This window comes from Flavobacterium sp. SORGH_AS_0622 (assembly GCF_030818825.1).
Taxonomy (GTDB): Bacteria; Bacteroidota; Bacteroidia; order Flavobacteriales; family Flavobacteriaceae; genus Flavobacterium.
Genome location: NZ_JAUTAX010000001.1, coordinates 2,985,544 through 3,009,557, shown reverse-complemented (window position 1 = coordinate 3,009,557; position 24,014 = coordinate 2,985,544). Strand labels below are relative to the sequence as shown.

The 24,014-nt window shown below is 33.7% G+C and carries 19 protein-coding genes; 15 read left to right on the top strand and 4 right to left on the bottom strand.

Annotated elements, in window-relative coordinates; translation table 11 throughout:
- The first annotated feature begins 61 nt into the window (after window positions 1-61).
- The 6 genes from QE431_RS12825 to QE431_RS12800 all read left to right on the top strand — a co-directional run bounded on the left by QE431_RS12825 (window position 62) and on the right by QE431_RS12800 (window position 8,618).
- Window positions 62-1,417 (top strand): glycoside hydrolase family 28 protein, encoded by a 1,356-nt coding sequence (locus QE431_RS12825; protein ID WP_307296478.1) that lies wholly within the window; start codon window positions 62-64, stop codon window positions 1,415-1,417.
- A gap of 202 nt (window positions 1,418-1,619) precedes the next feature.
- The gene (locus tag QE431_RS12820; RefSeq protein ID WP_307296476.1) at window positions 1,620-2,363 is read left to right on the top strand and encodes a rhamnogalacturonan acetylesterase; all 744 of its coding nucleotides are present in this window, start codon (window positions 1,620-1,622) and stop codon (window positions 2,361-2,363) included.
- Window positions 2,364-2,934: 571 nt separating this feature from the next.
- Window positions 2,935-5,943 (top strand): hypothetical protein, encoded by a 3,009-nt coding sequence (locus QE431_RS12815; protein ID WP_307296473.1) that lies wholly within the window; start codon window positions 2,935-2,937, stop codon window positions 5,941-5,943.
- Window positions 5,944-5,965: 22 nt separating this feature from the next.
- Window positions 5,966-6,352 (top strand): hypothetical protein, encoded by a 387-nt coding sequence (locus tag QE431_RS12810; protein WP_057116173.1) that lies wholly within the window; start codon window positions 5,966-5,968, stop codon window positions 6,350-6,352.
- A 460-nt stretch (window positions 6,353-6,812) separates the two neighbouring features.
- On the top strand, window positions 6,813-8,135 hold the full coding sequence (locus tag QE431_RS12805; RefSeq protein WP_307296470.1) for a glycoside hydrolase family 28 protein: 1,323 nt from the start codon (window positions 6,813-6,815) through the stop codon (window positions 8,133-8,135).
- A gap of 306 nt (window positions 8,136-8,441) precedes the next feature.
- The gene (locus tag QE431_RS12800; RefSeq protein ID WP_026729959.1) at window positions 8,442-8,618 is read left to right on the top strand and encodes a histone H1; all 177 of its coding nucleotides are present in this window, start codon (window positions 8,442-8,444) and stop codon (window positions 8,616-8,618) included.
- Between the two features lie 142 nt (window positions 8,619-8,760).
- Here the strand turns inward: QE431_RS12800 and QE431_RS12795 are convergent, their stop codons facing one another.
- A complete protein-coding gene (locus tag QE431_RS12795) occupies window positions 8,761-9,516 on the bottom strand; it encodes a response regulator transcription factor (RefSeq protein ID WP_307296448.1) in 756 nt (251 codons plus the stop codon).
- A 214-nt stretch (window positions 9,517-9,730) separates the two neighbouring features.
- On the opposite strand from QE431_RS12795, the gene QE431_RS12790 reads away from it, so the two are divergent.
- Entirely contained in the window at window positions 9,731-10,909 is a 1,179-nt protein-coding gene (locus QE431_RS12790) for a serine hydrolase (RefSeq protein ID WP_307296446.1), read from the top strand.
- A 49-nt stretch (window positions 10,910-10,958) separates the two neighbouring features.
- Here the strand turns inward: QE431_RS12790 and QE431_RS12785 are convergent, their stop codons facing one another.
- Window positions 10,959-11,999, bottom strand: coding sequence for a GntR family transcriptional regulator (locus tag QE431_RS12785; protein WP_057116171.1), 1,041 nt, complete (start codon window positions 11,997-11,999; stop codon window positions 10,959-10,961).
- 386 nt (window positions 12,000-12,385) lie between these two features.
- On the opposite strand from QE431_RS12785, the gene rhaT reads away from it, so the two are divergent.
- The 7 genes from rhaT to QE431_RS12750 all read left to right on the top strand — a co-directional run bounded on the left by rhaT (window position 12,386) and on the right by QE431_RS12750 (window position 21,780).
- Window positions 12,386-13,435: an L-rhamnose/proton symporter RhaT gene (gene rhaT, locus QE431_RS12780; RefSeq protein ID WP_307296441.1), complete on the top strand. Its 1,050-nt coding sequence runs from the start codon at window positions 12,386-12,388 to the stop codon at window positions 13,433-13,435.
- Window positions 13,436-13,464: 29 nt separating this feature from the next.
- Window positions 13,465-15,606 (top strand): bifunctional aldolase/short-chain dehydrogenase, encoded by a 2,142-nt coding sequence (locus QE431_RS12775; protein ID WP_307296439.1) that lies wholly within the window; start codon window positions 13,465-13,467, stop codon window positions 15,604-15,606.
- Window positions 15,607-16,089: 483 nt separating this feature from the next.
- Window positions 16,090-17,364: a TIM barrel protein gene (locus QE431_RS12770; RefSeq protein ID WP_307296436.1), complete on the top strand. Its 1,275-nt coding sequence runs from the start codon at window positions 16,090-16,092 to the stop codon at window positions 17,362-17,364.
- Window positions 17,365-17,428: 64 nt separating this feature from the next.
- Window positions 17,429-18,790 (top strand): FGGY-family carbohydrate kinase, encoded by a 1,362-nt coding sequence (locus tag QE431_RS12765; protein ID WP_307296433.1) that lies wholly within the window; start codon window positions 17,429-17,431, stop codon window positions 18,788-18,790.
- 95 nt (window positions 18,791-18,885) lie between these two features.
- Window positions 18,886-19,626: a (Fe-S)-binding protein gene (locus tag QE431_RS12760; protein ID WP_057116166.1), complete on the top strand. Its 741-nt coding sequence runs from the start codon at window positions 18,886-18,888 to the stop codon at window positions 19,624-19,626.
- A 173-nt stretch (window positions 19,627-19,799) separates the two neighbouring features.
- Window positions 19,800-21,200, top strand: a complete 1,401-nt coding sequence (locus QE431_RS12755) for a lactate utilization protein B (RefSeq protein ID WP_307296427.1) — start codon at window positions 19,800-19,802, stop codon at window positions 21,198-21,200.
- Entirely contained in the window at window positions 21,193-21,780 is a 588-nt protein-coding gene (locus tag QE431_RS12750; protein WP_307296423.1) for an LUD domain-containing protein, read from the top strand. Before QE431_RS12755 ends, QE431_RS12750 begins: the two co-directional genes overlap by 8 nt.
- Before the next feature lie 68 nt (window positions 21,781-21,848).
- Here the strand turns inward: QE431_RS12750 and QE431_RS12745 are convergent, their stop codons facing one another.
- Both QE431_RS12745 and QE431_RS12740 read right to left on the bottom strand, forming a co-directional pair.
- The gene (locus tag QE431_RS12745; RefSeq protein WP_057116163.1) at window positions 21,849-22,181 is read right to left on the bottom strand and encodes a YegP family protein; all 333 of its coding nucleotides are present in this window, start codon (window positions 22,179-22,181) and stop codon (window positions 21,849-21,851) included.
- 134 nt (window positions 22,182-22,315) lie between these two features.
- Window positions 22,316-23,065 carry a DUF1349 domain-containing protein gene (locus tag QE431_RS12740; RefSeq protein ID WP_082586795.1) on the bottom strand — a complete coding sequence of 250 codons (750 nt, stop codon included), beginning with the start codon at window positions 23,063-23,065 and terminating at the stop codon, window positions 22,316-22,318.
- Between the two features lie 134 nt (window positions 23,066-23,199).
- Here QE431_RS12740 and QE431_RS12735 point away from each other — a divergent pair, with 134 nt between their 5' ends.
- Window positions 23,200-23,943, top strand: a complete 744-nt coding sequence (locus tag QE431_RS12735) for a response regulator transcription factor (RefSeq protein WP_307296419.1) — start codon at window positions 23,200-23,202, stop codon at window positions 23,941-23,943.
- The last annotated feature ends 71 nt before the right edge of the window (window positions 23,944-24,014 follow it).

Sequence of the window (24,014 nt, the reverse complement as noted above, 5' to 3'; positions counted from 1 at the left end):
GAAAACGGCGACTGCGACTGAAAACTGAAAACTGAAAAACAGCTATTAAAACTATAAAAAAATGAATTCTAAATACTTATTTCTCCTATTTTTTACCTGGGTTTCTTTTTCCCAAAACAGTGATTTCCCTTCAGAAAGAGTAGATTCTATAGTGAAAAGAATTCAGCTGCCCGTTATTCCTGCTTATCAGATAAATGTGTTGAAACTTGGTGCAAAAGGCGATTCAATTACGGATAACAAAAAAGTTTTTGATAAAGCCATGGCTTTGTGTAAAAAAAATAACGGTGGGACAATTATTGTTCCTAAAGGAATTTATAAGATCAACGGCCCAATTCATTTTGTCAGCAATGTGAATTTAAAAATTGAGAAAGGCGCAAAAATTAAATTCAGTGATAATCCAAAAGATTATTTGCCATTAGTTTTAACCAGCTGGGAAGGAACAATGCTCTACAATTACAGTCCTTTACTATATGCGAATGGTTGTACCAATATTTCGCTTACAGGAGAAGGGACAATTGATGGCGAAGGTGGAAAAATATGGAAAACGTTTAAATCAAAAGAAGGCGAGGGCAAAAACCGCAGCCGTGAAATGAATCATAATAGTACTCCAATTTCAGAAAGAAAATTTGGTGAAGGTTATTTTTTAAGACCGCAAATGATTCAGTTTTTGAATTGCAGGAATATTTTAGTAGAAAACATTCGAATCGAAAATTCGCCATTCTGGTGTCTGCATCTTTTAAAATCAGAAAGCATTACGATTAGAGGAATCAGTTATAAATCATTGAATCATAATAATGACGGAATCGATCCAGAATATGCAAAAGATGTTTTAATTGAAAATGTGAACTTTGATAATGGTGATGATAATGTTGCCATAAAAGCGGGACGAGATCATGAAGGAAGGGCCAATACAGCAACACCAAGTGAAAATATTGTAATTAGAAATTGTAATTTCAAAGGACTGCATGGTGTCGTTATTGGCAGCGAAATGTCGGCTGGTGTTCGCAATGTTTTTGTTGAAAATTGTAAAACAGCAGGTTATCTTAAAAGAGGAATTTATCTGAAAACCAATGCAGACAGGGGAGGTTATATTAAAGATATTTTTGTGAGAAATATAAAACTCGATGAAGTAGAAGACTGTCTTTACATTACAGCCAATTATCACGGAGAAGGTAAAGGCTTTCAATCGGATATATCAAATGTACATTTTTCTGATATTACCTGTAACAAAGCTTCAGAGTCGGGAATTGTAATTCAGGGTTTTCCAGATAAAAAAATTAGGAACATATCCTTAAAGAATATTGAAATCAAATCGGCAAAAAATGCGTTGTCAAACGAGAATGCAGAAAATGTTCTAATGACAGATGTTTTTATCGGGCAAAGAGCTGGTGTGCCGTCGGCGGTTTCAAAAAATTAGTTTTTTTTGAAGGTTCAAAGGCTCAAAGGTGCAGAGTGACAAAGGTTTTCTGTAGAGACGCACAGCAGTGCGTCTACGTAAGAATTTCAATAAAGAAAAATAAACAAAAAAACTTGGCGCCCTTTGCGTAACTTTTTGCGCTCTTTGCGATACAAAATAAATCAAATCTCAAATTTTAACAAATCACAACCCAAAGCAGCAAATGAAAAAATACATCTTACTAACACTCCTAATCACTACGGTTAGTTTTGCTCAAAAAACAGCAGTTTATTGTATTGGAGATTCTACAATGGCTAATAAAAAAGATCCAGATCGTAATCCAGAACATGGATGGGCGCAGGTGTTACAGCCATTTTTCAATGATAATATAGTTGTAATAAATAAAGCTGTAAATGGAAGAAGTACTAAAAGTTTTATTAATGAAAAACGCTGGGATTCTATTTATAAAAAATTAAAAAAGGGGGATTACGTTTTAATAGAATTTGGACATAATGACGAAAAAATAGAAGATTCCACTCGTTACACTAATCCTCATACAAGTTACCGCTATAATCTAATTCGCTTTGTAAAGGAAAGCAGGGAAAAAGGAGCTATACCCATATTATTGACTTCAATTGCCAGACGTAATTTTAATGAGAAAGGTGTATTAGTTCCCACTCATGGAGACTATCCTTTTGAAACAAGATTAGTGGCGCAGGAATACAAAGTACCATTTATTGATTTGGAGTACTATACAGAATTACTGGAGCAATCTTATGGTCCAGAAAGATCAAAACAATTGCATTTACATTATAAAGCTGGTGAAAATCCTTATTACGATAAAGATAAGGCAGATGATACACATCTTTCTTTAAAAGGTGCTACCGCAATAGCTCAAATTGCTGTAGAACAAATAAGACTTTTAAATGACTCATCAATTGATAAACTTAAAAAGGGAATAAAGTAATTTTTACGTTAGCAACTATATGTGAAAAGAGAGAACTTTGGTTCTCTCTTTTTTTATAAACTTTTTTTAATCTTTTTTAGTGTTAAAATTTTATTAATATGCTGAAATTGAGTACTTTTATGTTTTAAAAATAAAAAACTATTAATTTTGGTTATAAATCCTTAGTAAGATTATTCACTCTTGTTCTATAGCCATTACTACAAGCCACACTTAGAGAGCTATATTTTTTTATTACGCCAGTATCTTTTTTATAAATAATTTTTAAAATTATTGTTTAACTATTTGTAATTAAGTCTTTTTAATTATTCCTTAGTTGGTGTTGCGTTTATTTGTATTATCTAGGAAATCTTTGCTCCTAAATAAATTTCTTTTCCTATAACTTTTTAAACTTTTAAAGGTAATTGGAAAATTTAATCAGCTAAGAACTTATGTTTGTTTTATAAGTGTTTGTAAATGATTAAAATATAAGATTTTTTAATTATGAAATAGTTGTTTTAAAAACAGCATATCTTTTATCCTTAACAAAAGATATTGTGTTCAAAGTAAGTCTGTTTAATTAATTAGAACAATTATGAAGTCAAAAATTACTTTACTAATATTTTTAATGATTTTGCCGGTAATGAGTTTCATGAATAATGAGGCTTTTGCTCAAACTGTTTCAGGCGTTCCGAGCAATACAGGTTGTTTTAATAGCGGAATTATTACTGCTAGCAATACAGGTTTGGGAGCTACACCGCAATATCAATTATTAAAAGCAGGGGTTGTAGTTGCTCCAGTTTCTGGAGATCCTACACAATTTACAAACAATAATGTTTTTACAGGATTAAGTTCGGGAGTTTACGTTGTAAGTGCTCGGGCAACCGCTGGCGGCACTGTATTCTCCAGCGCTAACATTACAGTTACTGATGGCTATACCGCTATGAATGTTGCTACGCCAACAAAAGTGGCAGATTGTGTGGGAGGAACAACTTCGTTGACCTCGACAGTAACAGCTGGAAAAGCACCTTATACTTATACTATTGCAACCCAGGCTGCTCCAGGTGTGATTTTACAGAATAGTGGACCAATTAGTGCAACTACTTTTACTTTTAATCCGTTAGGAGTGAGTAACTATTTAGTAAGCGTGACTGATGACTGCGGACAAACTATCACAGGAGCAACATCTATTTCTAATCCGACTGTAACAGTAAATGATTTTAAATTAGGAAGTTTAGCTTATCCTAGTTTTAATACTACAAATAACTGTTCTACGCCTCTAAATGTTATTAATGAATTATTATTTCAATATACAGCCAATAGTACGACTATTTCACCAAGTGATGCTGCAAGATTTAGCTGGAAAATATTGTATCAGGGACAGTTGTACGGTCAGGATACAAACGCTGATGGATATAGTGATGTGGGTGGAGCGGGCTATTCTCCATTGCTTAATACTGTTAGACTTCCATTAATTGCGACAAAAGCAGGTGTATTAGCTGAAATTGCAAGTGCATCTATGAAAGTTGTATTAAGTGACAATTGTGGTAATACCAAAGAATTTAATGTAACCCAATATAATAGTGGAGGTACGATGGGGCCAACAAATTGTGCAGGCGCAGGATTAATTAGGGCGGTACCTAATAGGTTGAGCTGTTTTCCTTTGAATGTTACATTTACTAATATTGCAAATCCTTCAGATATTGTTACAACCACAATTAATAGTACCGCACAGCTAATTACAGGCTTTACCGCAGGAGCAACTTATCATGTAACGTATATAGATGCACAGGGCAGCACAACAAGAAGTTTCGATACACTTCCTGTATCTCAAAATATATCTATTCCAGCAGCTTCTACATTTACAATTAATCAGGTTTTAACGGGGGTTCAGCAAAATTTGAATGCGTTGGGATACGGAAGGTTAATTCTAACTGTATCTCCGGTTCAGGCAGGTGATATTATTAATTATACGGTTACATCTTCAGATAATCCTTTAGTTCCTGTAGGATATACAAGCAGTACACCCTTAAATGCAACTTCAGGAAGTGCTACATTACCAAGAGTAAACGCCTCAGATCCTTTAGATTATTGGCCATCTGGTCATTATACTTTAGATATGACTATTCCTTGTGGTACAAGAACCATAAATGCTACAGTTTCAGGTTATAATGCTACTTTAAATGGAAATACAATTACTCCAGTTTGTGGAGGATTTAATTACGTAATGAATGGAAATTTTGATAGTGTTAGTGCTTACCAAGTTATTATTGTTTCCGGCCCATCAAGTGTTGGCCAGGTTAGAGATTTAGCTAGTAATACAGCATCACTTCCTTTCAACGGATTAAGTTACGGTACTTATGTCTTTGGCTTACGTATAAAAGGAGGAACCGTTAACGTTCTTACACAAACTTTAACCTATGATTCTAATAATGTTATTAGTGTAGATAAAACCAATACTGGTGGTTATGTTTGCAGCAGTGGTGCGACTAATGGAACTTTAACTATTGTAGCAACATCAAATTCACCTGCCCCTGGAAATGTTTTGGAATATGCTCTTAGTACAGATGGCGGAGCTAATTTCAGTGCTTATCAAAGTGCTAATACTTTTCCTGGTTTGACTGATAATACCTATTTTTTTAGAATTAAAGACGGTTGTGGAAACGTCATAACTCAATCTGCACAAATAGGTGTGGCGGCAGCTCCAACTGCAACCGCTAATAATATTTCAAGTCCAGCAACATTTTGTAATTTAGGTACAGGCACATTACAATTAGATATAGATACGGTGGGAGCAATTTCATATTTATGGACTGGTCCGGGAATCACTCCAGCTAATGAAACACTTAAAAGTCCTCTAGTAAATTATTCTGCTCTATTGGTTGGAAACAATAATTATACTTGTTCGGTAACTTTTGGTCCGCCATGCAGCAGTACTACAGTTTCAAACTTAACAGTCGTCATTACAGCTCTTCCTAATCTTTTGATCACAGATCCAGCAGCTGTCTGCTTTCCAAATACAGTAAATATTACGGCGCCTGAAATAACTGCTGGAAGTGAAGCAGGGATGACATATTCTTATTTTACAGATGCACAGGGGACGGATCCAATAGTTGATCCTACAATTATTGATGTTAGCGGTACTTATTATATAAAAGGTACTAACGCTACTTGTAGTAATATACAGCCTGTAACGGTTATTATTAATCCATTGCCTGTTGCGGGAATATCGTATACAAGTACACCATATTGTCAAACAGGTACAGCAATTGTAACTCAAACAGGTGTAACAGGAGGAACTTACAGTGGAGATACGGGTTTAATTATTGATGCTGCCACAGGAACAATAGATTTAGCTGGTTCGACTTTAGGAAGTCATATAGTTACTTATAGTTTTACAGATGGTACCTGTTCTAGTACAGACATTGCACAAATAGAAATAAATGAATTACCAACTTCAACAATTGCTTACTCAAGTGCCCCATATTGTAATAGAGGTACAGCCGTTGTAACTCAAACAGGTGAAGCAGGCGGCACTTACAGTGGAGATACTGGTTTAATTATTGACTCATCAACCGGAACAATAGATTTAGCACTTTCTTGATAATAAAGGTGTTTTTCTAAAAATGTTTAAAAGAAAATTTAAAGATGAGTTTGAGTTTTCAGAAAAATCTTTTTTTGGAAATAATGAAGAGGAAGAAGCAAAGCAGTATGATCGAATTGTTTACGTTGTACATACGCGAGAAGAATTACTAGGATTTCTTCAAGAAAATAAAACAACAAATGTATTAGTTTGTTTATTTAATAAACAGTTTTATCCAAGTTTGGCTTTTTTAGTAAATAACGTGGTTTTGTTTGATGAATCCAAAACGAGTCGGGAAATTTTCAAAGAGCTGCAAACTTTTTTTAAAAGCAAACTGGATTTTAAAAACGAAAGAATTTCCTTCTCGGGATCAAAATTATTACAGACAAAGGCAGATGATTATTTTAAAGCCATGTATTTTTTAATGTAATTAGTTTATTTTTTTTATATTTTTTTAGTGCACACATTTTGATTATGACTTGATTTAAAGTTGTGCATTTTATGCAGTATAAATATTGTTCTTTATCCTGCATTTTTTTTTTGCTATCCTGAAATTCTTTCTAACAAAGTTTTTTATTTGAAGTGTTATAATAAAAATTAAAACCCTTACATTGTTCTAAAAAATAAAAATCAGATAGAATGAAAAAAACAATGTCAATTTATCTTCCCATTACTTAATTATCTAAAAAAGCGGTTTTGATAAAAAGGAAGCGTATCGGAAAGATTAATTAGAAAAATATTTATTCTATTTTGATAAAGAAATTAGCTATTATGCGATTGTAGCTTGGAAGTTAAGTGTGAATAAAGATTTAACGATTAGTTTATCGAAACAGCTTTCGCCCAAAATAAAAGTTGAAAACAATAATTAACCGATAAAAAATGTTTTTGAAATGAGAAATAATCTTTTAATGCTATTTATTATAGGAGTATTTAATTTCTCTTTTTCACAGCAGCAAACAGAAAATTTTCCTGATGGAACTCCAATAGCTAACTGGTTTAAAGAACATCAAAAATTAAAGCTTGAAAATTTAGGAAAGCAATATGTAATTACAAATTTTGGAGTTAAAAACGATAGTACTTTACTTCAAACCAAAACTATACAAGCTGTTATCGATAAAGCATCGGAGAACGGAGGCGGCGTGATTGTGATTCCGCAAGGGGTGTTTTTAAGCGGTGCTTTATTTTTTAAACCAAAAACAGTTTTGCATTTGGCAAAAGACGCAGTTTTAAAAGGTTCTGATACTATCGCAGATTATCCAATAATGCCCTCGCGTATGGAAGGACAGAACTTAGATTATTTTCCTGCTTTGATTAATGCCTATGGTGTGGATTATTTTTCTATTTCTGGCGAAGGCACAATAAATGGAAACGGAAAAAAGTTTTGGGAAGCTTTTTGGAAAAGACGCAGTGAAAATCCAGATTGTACTAATCTTGAGGTTTCAAGGCCAAGATTGGTTTTTGTTTGGAACTCTAATAATGTACAGTTTCAAGGGGTAAAAATGGTCAATTCTGGTTTTTGGACGAATCATTTTTATAAATGTAAGAATGTAAAACTGCTCGGACTTCATGTTTTTTCACCGCACATTGGCATCAAAGCGCCAAGTACAGATGCCGTCGATCTCGATGTTTGCGAAAATGTTTTGATAAAAGACTGCTACATGTCTGTTAATGATGATGCAGTTGCTTTAAAAGGCGGTAAAGGACCTTATGCGGATCAAGATAAAAATAACGGACCAAACAAAAATATTATAATTGAAGACTGTACTTTTGGGTTTTGTCATTCGGCTTTGACAAATGGGAGTGAAGCGATTCATAACCGTAATGTTATATTTCGGAACAGTAAAATTGAAGGCGCTTCAAGATTGCTTTGGCTAAAAATGCGCCCAGACACTCCACAGCGGTATGAATACATTTTGGTTGAAAATATAAAAGGTGAAGCCGAAACTGGTTTGGCAATTTTTGCTTGGCGACAATTTTATGATTTAAAAGGTCGTGCAGATATTCCTTTGTCTTATGGCGATCATATTACTTTGAGAAACATTGATCTTAAGTGCAGTAATTTTTACGGAGTAGAAAAAGATCCCAATGTTCGCTTGACTAATTTTAAATTTGAAAATTTAAATATAGAAACTGTAAAAACTAAGTTTGATAAAAGCATTATCGACGGTGTTATTTTAAAAAATGTATACATCAATAAGATGTTGATCGAGTAAAATTTCCTTTTTTTGAGTAATTTTTCCACTTTTAAGGCATACAACACAGCGTTCTCTGCTATATTTTCATACATTTTTTTAGTAGAACAAAAGCTATGTACAAAGCTTCAAAAGGATTATGATTATTTTGTTTTGTAAATAAGTATTTGATTGCTAGTCTTTTGTGTTTGCTGCGTTTTTGCAAAATTATGAGGTCAATTTATTGTAAAGAAAATGAATGAAAAACTGCATTAAATTTAACAGCAATTTTGTTGTAACTATCACACAAACTTTTATTTTTGTGGCTTAATTTAACAATATATAAGCATGAAAGATTTATTAGTAAAAATCAACGCCGAAATTGACACATTTAAAGCAGAAGCTGAATCTTTAACTGAAAAAGGAATTAAAGCAGCAGGTCCAAGAGCACGTAAAGCGACTTTAGAAATTGAAAAACTTTTAAAAGAGTTCAGAAAAGTTTCTATCGAAGAATCAAAAAAATAATACAATTAAACCCCATCATCAGATGGGGTTTTTTTATGGTTTTTGTTTCGTTGAAAATTAAGAATTAAGATACTTAGATACTTTTTATTTCAGAAAAAAACTCTGAGCCTTTGTTCCACTGTCACTTTGCACCTCAAAAAAACTATATCCACTTCAATTTTGCAGCAAGCGTACATGCCTCAGCAGTATTGTTGACTTTCATTTTTTCCAGAATGTTTTGCCTATGGCGGCTTACAGTATTAATACTTATAAATAAAAGAGAAGCAATTTCTTTACTTTGTTTTCCTTTTTGGAGCATTTTTAAAATTTCTTTTTCCCTAGCCGAAAGAAAAGAGGTATTGCTAGTTATATTTTCCTCTACAATATTTCCGTTTGCTGTATTCATAATGGCTCCTTCATATTGAAGAGCTAGAGAAAAATCAAAATTATAAAGACAAAGAGCCAATTCTACATCTTCATATTGATTTGAAAAATAAAACATTTTGTGCACGAGAGACTTTCCAGACGTTTCATCATTCATTCTCAGTTTGCTAGTGATACAAAAATCCTTTCTTTCCTCAATAGAAACCGTTTTTATAAACTGAAAAAAATGGAGTTCCAAAAGATATTTTTGCAATACATCGTCAGAATTCAATTTGCCAAAAAGTTCATCTTCCCATATACTTTCTATTTCCTGGACTTGATCTTTCTTAAAAATTCCTAGTTCATCCGTAATTTTACCAGAATAGATATAACTTTTGTTATTATATAAATCGCTTAGCACCGCAATGCCGTTTTCTAAATTAGCAAAATTCTGCGCAATTTTTTGAAACGCTTTTAAATCTTTTGTAGGATGTAAGCTATCCGAGTTTTTTTGCTCCAAAAGCTGTTTGCTCAAATCATCTTTTATGCTTCTCATAAAAATGGTTATTTATCAGTATTGTCTTATGCTTTAACGGCTAATATATTTGTGTGATTATAGGACTGAAATATAGTAAAAAATGGTTTTTAAATTAATTATAAAATTCTTAGTCATTTTATTTGATTTATTGTCAAGTTGTTTTGCTTGAGTGTATTACTCAAAAAAAATGATAAAATCAGCATTAATTAGTAACACTGAATACATCTTAATCATGAAAAATCTTCTTCTTGTTATTTTTTTTATAAATATAATTTCTGTTCAAGGACAAAATCCGGTCATTAAAAGACTTGATGGAAGCACAATTTCTGCTGATAGTTTGACCGTTGCAATTGAAAACCTTATGGGTAAAGCCGATGTAAAAGGATTAGCTATTTCTGTTTTTAATGCTAAAAAACCTGTTTATATGAAAACTTTTGGTTTGAGTAATATCGAAACAAAAAAGAAATTAGAATTGCAGACAAATCTTTATGGAGCCTCTTTTAGTAAAGCTGTATTTGCTGTTTTGGTTATGAAATTGGTTGAAGAAGGCGTAATAACCTTAGACAAACCACTTCAGGATTATCTTCCAAAACCCATTTATGAATATGATTTTAAAGTATGGCATGAAGATTTTAAAGAATTAAAATCGTATCCTGAATACAAAAAGATAACGGCAAGAATGTGCCTAGATCATACATCGGGTTTGCCTAACTGGCGCTGGTTTGAAACAGATGAAAAGCTTAAAGTTAAGTTTGAACCTGGAAGCCGATACAGTTATTCGGGTGAAGGGCTTACATATCTTCAGGTAGTATTAGAGAAAATTACAGGAAAACCTTTGGAAGAACTGGCTCAGGATAAAATATTTAAACCGCTTGGGATGAATTATTCAAGCTACCGCTGGCAGGATAAATTTGAGAAAGATTTTGCCTACGGATATGATAACGATGGAAAGGTTCAGGAAAAAGATAAAGACAACGCGCCAAGAGGAGCGGGAACACTTGAAACTACGATAGAAGATTACAGTAAATTTATAACCGCTATTTTGAACAAAAAAATACTAAAAGACAAGTCGTACAAAGAAATGTTTAGTCCGCAGATTCGTATTCGCTCCAAAAATCAGTTTGGGCCAGGAGCATTAGAAGACGGGAATTGGAATGACAAAACGGAGCTTTCGTATGGACTGGGCTGGGGAATAGTAAAATCACCTTACGGATATGGAGCCTTTAAAGAAGGACAGGGTTCAGGTTTTCAGAATTATAGTATTGTTTTTCAGGATAAAGGAATTGCAATGCTGATAATGTCTAATAGCTATTCGACAGGGAAAATAATAAAATATTTGCTAGAAATAGGAATCAAAGATACTTACACACCCTGGGAGTGGGATCAATATATTCCGTATGATAAAAAGTAAGTTTCTAAGATACTAAGTTTCTAAGAAAAAAACTCAGAATCTCAGCATCTTAAATAGAATTTCTATCAATAAAATTAAAAGGAACTTTTACCTGACCTTTTTCTTTATTCAAAATCATTCGTGCGGCTGTTTCACCCATGATATTAAAGTCAGTTGACATTACTGTAATTCCTAATAGTTCTTTAAGAGGTGTATCATTATAAGAAATAACTCCAATTTCTTTTCCTAAAACATATTCTTCATCACGAATTTGTTTCATTAAATTAACTAAATCAGATTCTTCGATGGTGATAAATAAATCTCCTTTTTTAAGAATCATATCATCGTAAACTTCACTTAAAATTTCAAAATTGATATCATGTTCGACACAGAACTTTCTAAATCCATGTAAAATTCTTCTTGGATATGGATAAACAGCTTTGTCGGGATAAACTAAAATTAAGCGTTTGTATTTGGCTATTTTAGAAAGGCCTTCTTTTAAGGCATTGTAAATATCATTTTCAAAATCCTGATAAATCTTAATGACATCGTCGCTGGTTCCTAATTTAATATTATCCAGAACAACCAGCTTTTCTGTCGGAATATTTTTTATGGCATTCACCACTTCATCTGTAAAACTCAAATGCTTAAGTTCGTCAGTTTTAAAATGGGTTGTAATTACATAATAGTCGTAAGCGCCTTCAAACTTATCTAAAATGTTCAAAAATAAAGTTTCGTCACAATGATAAATTTGCAGGTCAACGTGTGCATTTGCTCCAAGAGTATTAATGAAAGAACTATAAGTCTTCATTTTATAAGAACTCAGTTTATTGGTCAGGAACAAAATATTGACTTTCGATTCTAGTTTTGTTCTTGTAATGTAGTATCCTTTTCCTCTAATCGAAGAAATAATTTTACGTTCCTTCAAAATATTATAAGCCTTTTCGACAGTGTCTCGAGACATATAAAATTCTTCACTAAAACTATTTATGGAGGGAATTTTTTGGTTGATTTTTAAATTTCCGTTGGCGATGTTTTGAAGAATAGAGTCAACAATCTGTTTGTATTTAGGTACTCTTGAATCTTCGTCTATTTTAATTAGTTTAATCATGATTATGTCTTGGAAATTTGTTTCATCTTTCGACGAAACCAATTTTGATTCTAACTTTCTTCCTCTTTTTTTAAGTGAAATAACTATAGTGGCTAAATTATTTTACTTTTTTAAAAAAGAGAATACAATAAGGCTTGTAATACTTTTTTTATAATTCTTAAATTTTGTCCTAAATGAGGATTCAATAATTACGAAATCGATTGCTAAAATAGCTATTTTAAATTTATTTACCCAATAATTACAGTGCCTTATTTCTAATAATCCTTAGTTTTAACAAAAAAACACAAGAACTATAAAGGATAGTACAGGACAGTTTTGTTTTTGACATTCTATTATTTTACAAAACCAAATTACTATCAAACAAACCTTAAACCAAAAATTATTAAATGGAATCATTATTAGGAATCATTTTTCATTCTATCGGAGGATTTTCTTCAGGTAGTTTTTATATGCCTTTTAAAAGAGTAAAGGACTGGGCTTGGGAAAGCTATTGGCTGGTAGGAGGATTTTTCTCTTGGCTGATCGTTCCGCCAATTGCAGCTTACTTAACGATTCCAAATTTTGCTGAAATCATTGCAGAAGCTTCTCCATCAATAAAAGCCTTTACTTATTCAATGGGATTAATCTGGGGAATTGGCGGGTTGACTTATGGTTTGGGAGTTCGTTACTTGGGAATGTCTTTAGGAAATTCAATTACTTTAGGTTTCTGCTCCGCATTTGGAGCTTTAGTACCTTCAATTTATTATGATTTTGTTCCAACAGAAGGTAAGATTTCATTTTCTCACATGCTTTCTAATACTGGCGGACAGATCGTTTTATTAGGAGTGGTGGTATATCTTATAGGAATTGCTATTTCTGGAAAAGCGGGAATGCTTAAAGAGAAAGATTTTGCGACAGGACATGAGGATAAAGACAAAGATTTCAATTTGGTAAAAGGACTGATTGTTGCTGTGATTTCAGGAATTTTAAGCTCATTTTTTAATTACGGAATCGAAGCAGGAAAATCAATGGCAGAGCAAGCGGTAATAACTGGCTCTAATCCTTTATTTCAAAATAATGTGACTTATGTTGTTTTGCTTTGGGGCGGATTAACAACCAACTTTATCTGGTGTCTTTATTTGAATTTTAAAAACAAATCAATAAAAAATTACACAGATAAATCTACCCCAATCACTAAAAATGTTTTGTTTTCTGCTCTTGCCGGAACCATGTGGTTTTTACAATTTTTCTTTTACGGAATGGGAGAGAGCAAACTCGGAAATGGTGCCAGCTCTTGGATTCTGCACATGGCGACCATTATTTTAACAGCAAACTTTTGGGGATTTTATTTGAAAGAATGGAAAGGTGTTTCTAAAAAAACATTAAGTACTTTTTTCTGGGGCATTGGGCTTATTATGCTTGCAATCGTTTTGGTAGGAATTGGTAACTCATTATAAATAAATACAAGAAATAATACAAATAGTATATGTCGAATACAAACACAATTAATATGAATTTTAAGCATGTAAGCTACCTTTGGGATGAAGCTAAGGCAGCAGCATTAGCAGGAGATGAAGTGGCGCTTTTTATTTATCGTTCTAACTTGTTAGGAGCTGATTTAAGATTGACCAACTACGGAGGTGGAAACACTTCTGTAAAAATTACAGATAAAGATCCTTTAACAGGAGAATCTTCTGAAGTAATGTGGATTAAAGGTTCTGGTGGAGATATTGGAACATTAACAAAATCAGGTTGTGCGGCTTTGTATTTAGACAGACTTCGTAATCTGGAAAATGTGTACAAAGGAATCGAGTTTGAAGATGAAATGGTAGAGTTATTCAACCACTGTATTTTCGATTTAGCTTCAAAAGCACCTTCTATCGATACACCTTTGCACGGTTTTCTTCCGTTCAAACATATCGATCACTTACATCCAGACGCGGCAATTGCTATTGCTGCAGCGAAAGATGGAAAGAAGATAACAGAAGAATTATTTAACGGAGAAATTGGCTGGGTATGCTGGCAGCGTCCAGGATTTGATCTTGGTCTTCAGTTGAGAGCTTGTTTAGAAGAAGCAGCAAAAAACGGTAAAAAACTACGCGGAATCATGTTAGGTTCTCATGGTTTATTTACTTGGGGAGATACTGCGTTTGATAGTTATATTAATACGCTGGAAGTAATAGAGAAATGTGCTTCGTATTTAGAGAATAATTACGGAAAAAAACGTCCTGTTTTTGGAGGTCAGAAAATTGAAAGCCTTCCTGAAACAGATCGTAAATTAAAAGCAGCAAAAGTTGCTCCAATTTTAAGAGGTTTCTGTTCGTCAGAGCGCCAGATGATTGGACATTATACAGATGATGCAAGAGTTTTGGAATTTATTAATTCTAATGATCTTTCAAAATTAGCTCCATTAGGAACATCTTGTCCAGATCACTTTTTGAGAACTAAAATTAGTCCATTGGTTTTAGAATTAGATCCAAACGAAGACTTATCGGACGTTGATGCGATCAAAGCAAAATTAACACCTGCTTTTGAAGCTTACCGTGCCATGTACAAAGACTATTACAATGCCTGTAAAAAATCAAACTCGCCGGCAATGCGTGATCCAAACCCAGTTGTGATTTTATATCCTGGAGTTGGTATGTTCACTTTTGCAAAAGATAAAACAATGGCGCGTTTGGCATCTGAATATTACATCAATGCAGTAAACGTAATGAAAGGTGCTGAAGCAGTTTCAGAATATACATCTTTACCGCACCAAGAAGCTTTCGATATCGAATATTGGTTATTGGAAGAAGCTAAATTACAGCGTATGCCAAAACCAAAAGCACTATCTGGAAGAGTAGCTTTGATTACAGGTTCAGCAGGCGGAATTGGTAAAGCTATCGCTAAAAAATTCGCTCAGGAAGGTGCTTGTGTGGTAATTAATGATATTAACGAAGAGCGCTTACAAGGCGCAGCGGCTGAGTTTATTAAAGCATTTGGAAAAGATGCTGTTTCTAGTACTTTGTTAAATGTTACTGATGAAGTAAGCACAGAAAAAGCATTAGACGAAGCTTCTTTAGCTTTTGGAGGTGTTGACATCGTAGTAAACAACGCTGGAATCAGTATCTCTAAATCTATTGCAGAACACACTTTAGAAGAATGGGACAGATTATACGATATTTTGGTAAAAGGACAATTCATTGTTTCTAAAGCCGGAATCGAAGTAATGCGCAAGCAAGGTTTTGGAGGAGATATTGTTAATATCGTTTCTAAAAATGCTGTAGTTGCAGGTCCGAATAATCCAGGTTATGGTTCGGCTAAAGCAGCGCAGGCGCATCTAACACGCTTAATGGCTGCGGAATTAGGAGCAGACAAAATTCGTGTGAATACAGTAAATCCTGATGCCGTAATTTCAGACTCTAATATTTGGTCTGGCGGATGGGCAGAAGGTCGTGCAAAAGCATATGGAGTAACAGTTGAAGAACTGCCAGCTTACTATGCGAAACGTACGTTATTAAATGAAATCATATTGCCTGATGATATTGCGAATGCTTGTTATGCTTTTGTTGGAGGTTTACTTGGTAAATCTACAGGAAACGCATTAAACGTAGACGGCGGCGTAGCAATGGGCTTTTATAGATAAAGATTGTTTAGGTTTTTTATATAAGTTTGTTTAAGCAAAAGTGGTTTTTTGTGGTCTAACGTTCGAATCTTTCGAACGTTAGATTTTTTTAGACACATCGCTTTTAAACTTATAAAAAACAAAAAAAGTGAAGTAAAAACCAGAGTTTAAATTATTATAAATTTATAAGTTGAAGTATTTAAACGCATGGAACTCATAAAACGCAGATGAAACGGATTCGCTATCGCGAAGACACAGATAAAACGGATTTTTTTGTTTCACGCAGATTTAGATAGATTTAAGCAGATTATTAATTTTATTTTAATTAGTATATAATTCAAGATAAATCTGCGTCAAATCAGGAAAAAAAAATCTGTGTAGATCAGCGTTTTCGCGATAGCGAATCCGTCTAATCCGCGTGTGAATTGGGAACTGTGTGTTAAAAAGTATACTAAAAGTATAAAATTATATATCTTGTAAACTCTATTAAAATATCAAATTACTATGTTAATCTCATCAAACCACATTGAATCTCATAACGAAGATTTATTAAAAAAACACCAAAACAAATTAGTTTTTACAGCATCAGAAATAAATGATACAGAAGCGATTATCCAGAAATTAATCGATTTTCAAATTGCAATTCCATCTTGGGCTTTAGGAACAGGAGGAACTAGATTTGGGCGTTTTGCCGGCGGCGGAGAACCTCGTTCTATCGAAGAAAAAATCGAAGATGTTGGTTTACTTCATAAATTAAACAACGCTTCTGGAGCCATTTCACTTCATATTCCGTGGGATATCCCAACCAACTACAATTCAATTAAAGCACTTGCAGTACAACACGGATTAAAATTCGATGCTATGAACTCGAATACTTTTCAAGATCAGGCAGATGCTTCAAATTCATATAAGTACGGTTCTTTACAAAACGTAAATAAAGCAGTTCGCAAACAGGCAATTGCTCACAATATAGAAGTTATCCAGCACGGAATCGAATTAGGATCTGAGTCGCTTACTATTTGGTTAGCAGACGGTTCTAATTTCCCAGGACAATTAAACTTCAGAAAAGCATACCAAAATACATTAGAAAGTTTAGAGGAAATCTACGATGCATTACCTTCAAACTGGAAATTATTTTTAGAATACAAATGCGCAGAGCCTAACTTTTATTCTACGACTGTAGCAGATTGGGGGCAGTCTTATTCGTATGTTAAAAAGTTAGGCGACAAAGCGCAGACTTTAGTCGATTTGGGTCACCATCTTCCAAACGCTAATATCGAGCAGATTGTTTCTTTATTATTGATGGAAAACAAATTAGGCGGATTCCACTTTAATGATTCAAAATATGGCGATGACGATTTAACTGCCGGAGCATTAAAACCATATCAATTATTCTTGATTTTTAATGAATTAGTTGAAGGAATGGATGCTAGAGGAATGAATCACGCCAAAGATTTAGGCTGGATGATCGACGCTTCTCACAACATCAAAGATCCGTTAGAAGATTTATTACAATCTGTAGAAGCGATTATGATTGCTTACGCTCAGGCACTTTCTGTAGATAGAAAAGCATTAGAGCAGGCACAAGAAGAAAATGACGTGGTAAAAGCACAAGAAATTCTTCAAAATGCATTCCGCACAGATGTTCGCGCATTAGTTGCCGAAGCTCGTCTTCGTTCTGGCGCAGCTTTAAATCCAGTAGCATTATATCGTTCACTTCAGGTTAGAGAAAACCTAATTGGCGAAAGAGGTTTAAAAACATTGGCAACTGGATTATAATTATAAATTATTAATTGTTAATTATAAATTGACAATTGATAATTAACAATTTACAATTAAAAAAATGAATGTAGTTGCGATTTTTGATATTGGTAAAACAAACAAAAAGGTTTTTTTATTTAACGAAAATTATAAAATTGTCTGGGAGAAATCAGTAAATCTGGAAGAAACCACAGACGAAGATGGATTTCCGTGTGAAGATATCGAAGTACTTAAAAATTGGATTTTAGACCGATTATCTGAAATAAAAGAGCTGACAGAATATGTTTTGAAAGCGATCAATTTCAGTACTTACGGAGCTAGTTTTGTGTATATTGACGAAAAAGGAAAAGTTTTAACTCCTCTGTATAATTATCTTAAAGATTATCCAGAGGAATTAAAAACTCAATTCTATGAAAAATATAAAGGAGAGAAAAAGTTTGCTGTAAAAACGGCTTCTCCAGTTTTGGGCAGTTTAAATTCGGGAATGCAGATTTACCGATTGAAAGAAGAAAAGCCCGAAATATTTGAAAAAATAAAATACTGTCTGCACCTGCCGCAGTTTTTGAGTTTTCTTTTAACCAATGAAGCATATGCCGATATTACCAGTATTGGCTGTCATACCAATTTGTGGAATTTTAAAAAAATGAAATACCACAAATGGCTGAAACAAGAAAATATAGCATCTAAAATTCCGCCAATTCATTACGGTAAAGATGTGATTATGAATAGTGATAATCTTGCTGTTGGTGTTGGTCTTCATGATAGTTCATCCGCAATTATTCCGTACACGATCAATTTTACAGAACCGTTTGTTTTATTGTCAACAGGAACTTGGAGTATTTCTTTAAATCCGTTCAACAATAAGCCTTTGACTTTTGACGAATTGCAAAATGACTGTCTTTGTTATATGCAGTACACCGAAAAGCCTGTAAAAGCGGCGCGTTTATTTGCTGGAAACGAACATGAAGTACAGACCAAACGTTTGGCACAGCATTTTAATGTACCTGTTGATACGTACAAAGAAGTTTACTTTGATAAGAAAATCGTAGCCAATTTACGCTCGCTCAATTTTCAAATTATCTATCCTAAAAAGTACGATTTTGATATTTTAAAAGAATGTCCTTTTCAAAAAAGAGATCTTTCTTACTATAAAGATTACGAAACGGCTTATCATCAATTAATGCTGGATTTGGTAGAACAGCAGGTTTTTTCTACCAATTTAGTTATTCATAACAGCCCGGTAAAAAAGATTTTTGTAGACGGAGGTTTCAGCAAAAATTCTATTTATATGAATTTGTTAGCAGAAGCTTTTCCAGATGTAGAAGTCTATGCGGCTTCGATGGCGCAGGCAAGTGCATTGGGCGCGGCATTGGCTATTCATCAAAACTGGAATCCAAAACCAATTCAGAACGATTTAATTGACTTGAAATTCTATAAACATTAGGTAAAAACGGTCTGTATGTTGTAAATTTGCTGAGAAACGTATTTTTTACATTTTTACAGTATACGCCTAATGAACAACACACTAAATACTACAACATGAAAATTGGACTTTTTATACCTTGTTATGTCGACCAATTTTATCCAAAAGTAGGAATTGCAACCTACGAATTACTTCAAAAATTAGGCTGTGACGTCGAGTTTCCAATGGGGCAGACCTGCTGCGGACAGCCAATGGCAAACAGCGGTTATGCACATTTAACAAAAGGATGTGACGCTAATTTTATTGCCAATTTTTCTGGGTTTGATTATATCGTCTGTCCTTCTGGAAGTTGTGTTTTGCATGTAAAAGACCATTTGCACGACGAAAACCAAGAAGATAAAGCAGCCGCAATTCGAAATACGGTGTACGAACTAACAGAATTTATAACCGACATTTTAAAAATCGACCATATCGACGGAAGATTTCCTTATAAAGTTGGAATGCACGTAAGCTGTCACGGTCAGCGTGGATTAAAGCTTTCGCAGATGTCTGAATTAAACGCGCCATTTTTCTCTAAACCAGAACAATTATTGCATAATATTGAAGGTCTCGATTTGGTTGCTTTAACTAGAAAAGACGAATGCTGTGGCTTTGGAGGTACATTTTGTGTTACTGAAGAAGCGGTTTCTGTGAAAATGGGACAAGATCGTATTAAAGATCACGAAAGCCATGATGTGGATTATATCACTGGAGGCGATATGTCTTGCTTAATGCATTTAGAAGGTATTTTAAAAAGACAAAAAAGCAAGATCAAAACGATTCATATTGCTGAAATATTAAATTCACTCGAAAATTAAAATAAATGTTGAGTGTGTTTTTTAACCGCAAAGTTCGCAAAGAAAAAATACGCAAAGCACGCTAAGATTAAAAATTAGCTTTGCGAACGTTACGTAAAAACCTTGCGAACTTTGCGGTTAAATAAAGCAAACCAATAATAAAGATTTCAAAATTGACTTTTAAATAATTAAAAATGTCATCAGAAAAAATAATACCGCACAGCGAAGCCGCAACCAAATTCAACAAGGATGTAGAGCGTGTCAATTGGCATGATGAAACACTTTGGTTTGTGCGTGCGAAACGTGATAAATCTGCTCATCAAATTGCCGATTGGGAACTGCTTCGTGAAACAGCATCCAAAATCAAAAATAATGTGCTTTCCAATATTCATGACTATTTAGTTGAATTTGAAGCGAATGCTCAACGAAACGGAATAATTGTGCATTGGGCAGCAGATGCCAAAGAGCATAACGAAATAGTGCATTCGATCATGGCAAAACATGATGTAAAGCAAATGGTGAAATCCAAATCGATGCTTACAGAAGAATGCCATTTAAATGATTATTTAGCCGAAAAAGGAATTGAAGTCATCGATTCTGATTTAGGAGAATATATTGTACAGCTTAGAAAAGAACCGCCAAGTCATATTGTACTTCCAGCGATTCACTTAAAGAAAGAAGATGTAAGCGAAACTTTTCACGAACATTTAGGTACAGAAAAAGGAAATTTCAATCCGCAGTACTTAACAGAATCGGCGCGTCATAGTTTAAGAAATACTTTTTTGACTAGAAAAGTAGCTTTGACCGGAGTAAATTTTGCCGTTGCAGAAACTGGAGAATTTGTAGTTTGTACGAATGAAGGAAATGCCGATATGGGTGCGCATCTTGCAGACGTCCACATCGCGTGTATGGGATTTGAAAAGCTGATTCCGAAAAGAGAACATTTAGGTGTTTTTCTAAGATTATTGGCTAGAAGTGCCACTGGTCAGCCTATAACAACTTTTTCAAGTCATTTCAAAAAACCAAGAGACGGTCAGGAAATGCACATTGTAATTGTAGATAACGGCAGAAGCAAGCAGTTAGGCAGAGAAGATTTTAGAAATTCTTTGAAATGTATTCGCTGTGGCGCTTGTATGAATACCTGCCCAGTTTACAGACGAAGCGGCGGACATAGTTATCACAATGCAGTTGCAGGTCCAATTGGTTCTATTTTAGCGCCGAATTTAGATATGAGCAAAAATGCCGATTTGCCATTTGCAAGTACGCTTTGCGGCTCTTGTACAAACGTTTGTCCTGTTAAGATTGATATTCACGATCAATTGTACAAATGGCGTCAGGTTTTGGTAAAAGACGGTTATACGCCAACAGCAAAAACCGTTGCTATGAAAACGATGGCAAAAGTTTTGGCCAATCCGACAATCTTTAATATTGCTGGAAAATCAGGCCGATTTGTAATGAAAAATATTCCTGGAATGGTCAATAATAAGATGAATAAATGGTACGATCAACGCGAAATGCCAGACGTTCCAGAAGAATCGTTTAGAGAATGGTACAAGAAAAATTCAAGAGAATCTAAAGATAAAAAGAATGAGTAGTAAAGCAGAAATTTTAAATAGAATAAAACTGAATCAGCCGGATTTGGTTGCTGATCTGCCAGATTTAAGTCTTTTAGGTTCAGAACAATTTAATGTGCTGGAAACGTATAAAACGGTTTTAAAGGGAATTGGTGGCGACCCAGTTGAAGTTGCTGATTATAATGAAATCATCAATTACATCAAATCGAATTATAACTTAGAAAAAAGGCTCATTACAACGCTTCCAGAACTTTCTGAAATTGCTTCTTTAGACTGGAAAACGGTCGATCCGCATTCACTGCAGAATGTTGAATTAACAGTTATAAAAGCACATTTTGGCGTAGCAGAAAACAGCGGACTTTGGGTAACAGATGATATTTTAGGACAACGCGTGGCACCTTTTATTGCGCAGTATTTAGCAATTGTGGTTCACAAAAAAGACATTTTACCAACTATGCAGCAAGCGTATAATAGAATTGGAAACATGGAATACGGTTTCGGAACTTTTATCGCAGGTCCGTCAAAAACCGCAGATATCGAGCAGTCTTTGGTTCTAGGTGCTCATGGAGCCAGAGGATTGATTGTGTTTTTATTGGATTAAAATAAATATAGAGATAAAGAAAAAGCGAGGCATGTACCTCGCTTTTTTTATGTTTGAAAAAGTTTATATTATACTGTTTGATCGTCAATTACTGCGTCTGGAGCATTTGATTTTACAGATGCAATTCCATTATCTCTTGCAGAAGTACTTTCATACATTTCGCTAGAACCAATTATCTGTCCGTTTCCAGCTTTTAATGTAAAATACGGTTTACCACTTTTCGATTCTTCTTTGTTGTAACGAGAATCATCCTGCGAGTTTGTTTTTACAGATTCGATTCCGTTTTCAGCACCTGCTTTTGTAGAGTAACCTTCGCTGCTCAAAATTGTCTGGCCATTTCCAGCTTTCAAATTAAATTGAAATTCACCGTTGGTTCTTTTAGTAATTACAAATTTTCCCATGTAGTTTTTTATTAAAGTTAGGTAATATTTTATTTTTGATAAATATAAAAATACAAAACTTAGTCCTATAAATCATACAATCATTTTAAAAAATGATTACCTAAACAATAAAAAAGGTATCGTAAAAATTGAAATTAAATCCCTAAGCGAAAATCAGATACACTTTTTTCTTCCAAGTTAATTTGATCAAATGTGCTTTGAGTTCCTTTATCTACAGGGCACTGTGTACTAATTCCAGCCCAGATTTCTTTTGGATAATTATTTTTATACAATCGAACCATCTGCCAGTTTTTCTTATCAAGAGAATAATAGCTGGCAACCGTTTTGGTATCCGAAGAAATTTTCATGTAAATAGACGGCTGTTTTACAACATCATGATTATTGTCATCAGAAGTACCCATTGTGCGTACCGTTACAACTCTGTGATTTCCTCTTTCGTCTTGTTCAAAACAAAATTTTTGGTAGAAACTATCATTTACATAAATGTATAAAACACCAGCATTATATAATCCTTTTTCGGTAAATTCTGGAGTTACTTTTGCTGTAAGTGTAAAAGGTTTCGTGTTATCGACTTTAGACAAAAGCATTGGAGCAGTGTTATTGGATAATTTTCCATCAGGATCTGAAAAATAATCTGATTTTTCGCCTGCTTTAAATATAATTTTTTCGTCTTTTTCAGTTTTAATTAAAGTATCTGCACCGTTAACTGCTTTTGTAAAGTGTATGGCAGATAATTTAATATCACAAGGTGAACCATTTACAAATGCTGAATCTTTTTTGGTTTCTTCTGCAGTTGTGGCTTTTGTAGTTTCATTTTTAGAATTACAGCTTAGAAATATAGAAAGGCTTGAAATAATGAATGTCTTGTAAAAAAATGTTTTCATAATGGTCTTTTTTGGGATATTAAATGATATTTTTAGTTTTCCAAAATTAAAATTGCTTTTCAAGAAGGGCAATACGTAAAATTAACCATTTCCTCTTTTAAATGCCACAGAAGCTTTCAATCGAAAACCAATTAATGACTACATTTTTAGAACAAAAATTTGATATTGGAGAATCAAATGATATTGAAATGTACAAACAATTTGTGAGCAATTATGTAAAGATCGAACAATGTGTGGCAGTTCTATCCGATTATCAGTCAGATTGCAGTTATATTTATGCGGGAAGTTTCGGTGCAGTATTCGGACTTCCAGATGCAAATTCGGTAATTGATTCGGCTTTTGAAGAATGTATTTTTACCAAAATAAATCCAGATGATTTAGTCGAACGTCATGTTTTAGAACTCAACTTTTATCAGTTTTTAAAAGGAATTCCACAAGAAGAATATAGTAATTACAGTACTTTCAGTCGTTTAAAAATGAGAGATTCTGTAGAAAAATGTTCGTATATCAATCATCGCACTATTTATCTCAAAACATTCAGCAACGGCAGTATTTCTTTGGCGCTATGTTTATATTTACCTTCAACAGATCTACAGCCCCGAAAAGGAATCGATGGAAAAATTATCAATATACAAACGGGCGAAGTAATAGAATCTGAGAAGTATAAAAATCAGGTTGAAAATATTCTTTCAAAAAGAGAAATAGAAGTTTTAACCAGCGTTGCAAAAGGAAACAAAAGCGAGCAAATCGCTTCAGAAATGCATATCTCGGTATATACAGTTCGTCGTCACAGGCAGAATATCATTGAAAAACTAAAAGTAACCAATACGGCAGAGGCAGTGCAGACGGCTTTTGTTATGGGAATTATTTCGCTTTAAATTTTTAATTTGTATTTTTATAATCACTTGTTCAAAAGACGTCGACGTAAATTTTGTTGGCGAATATTTAT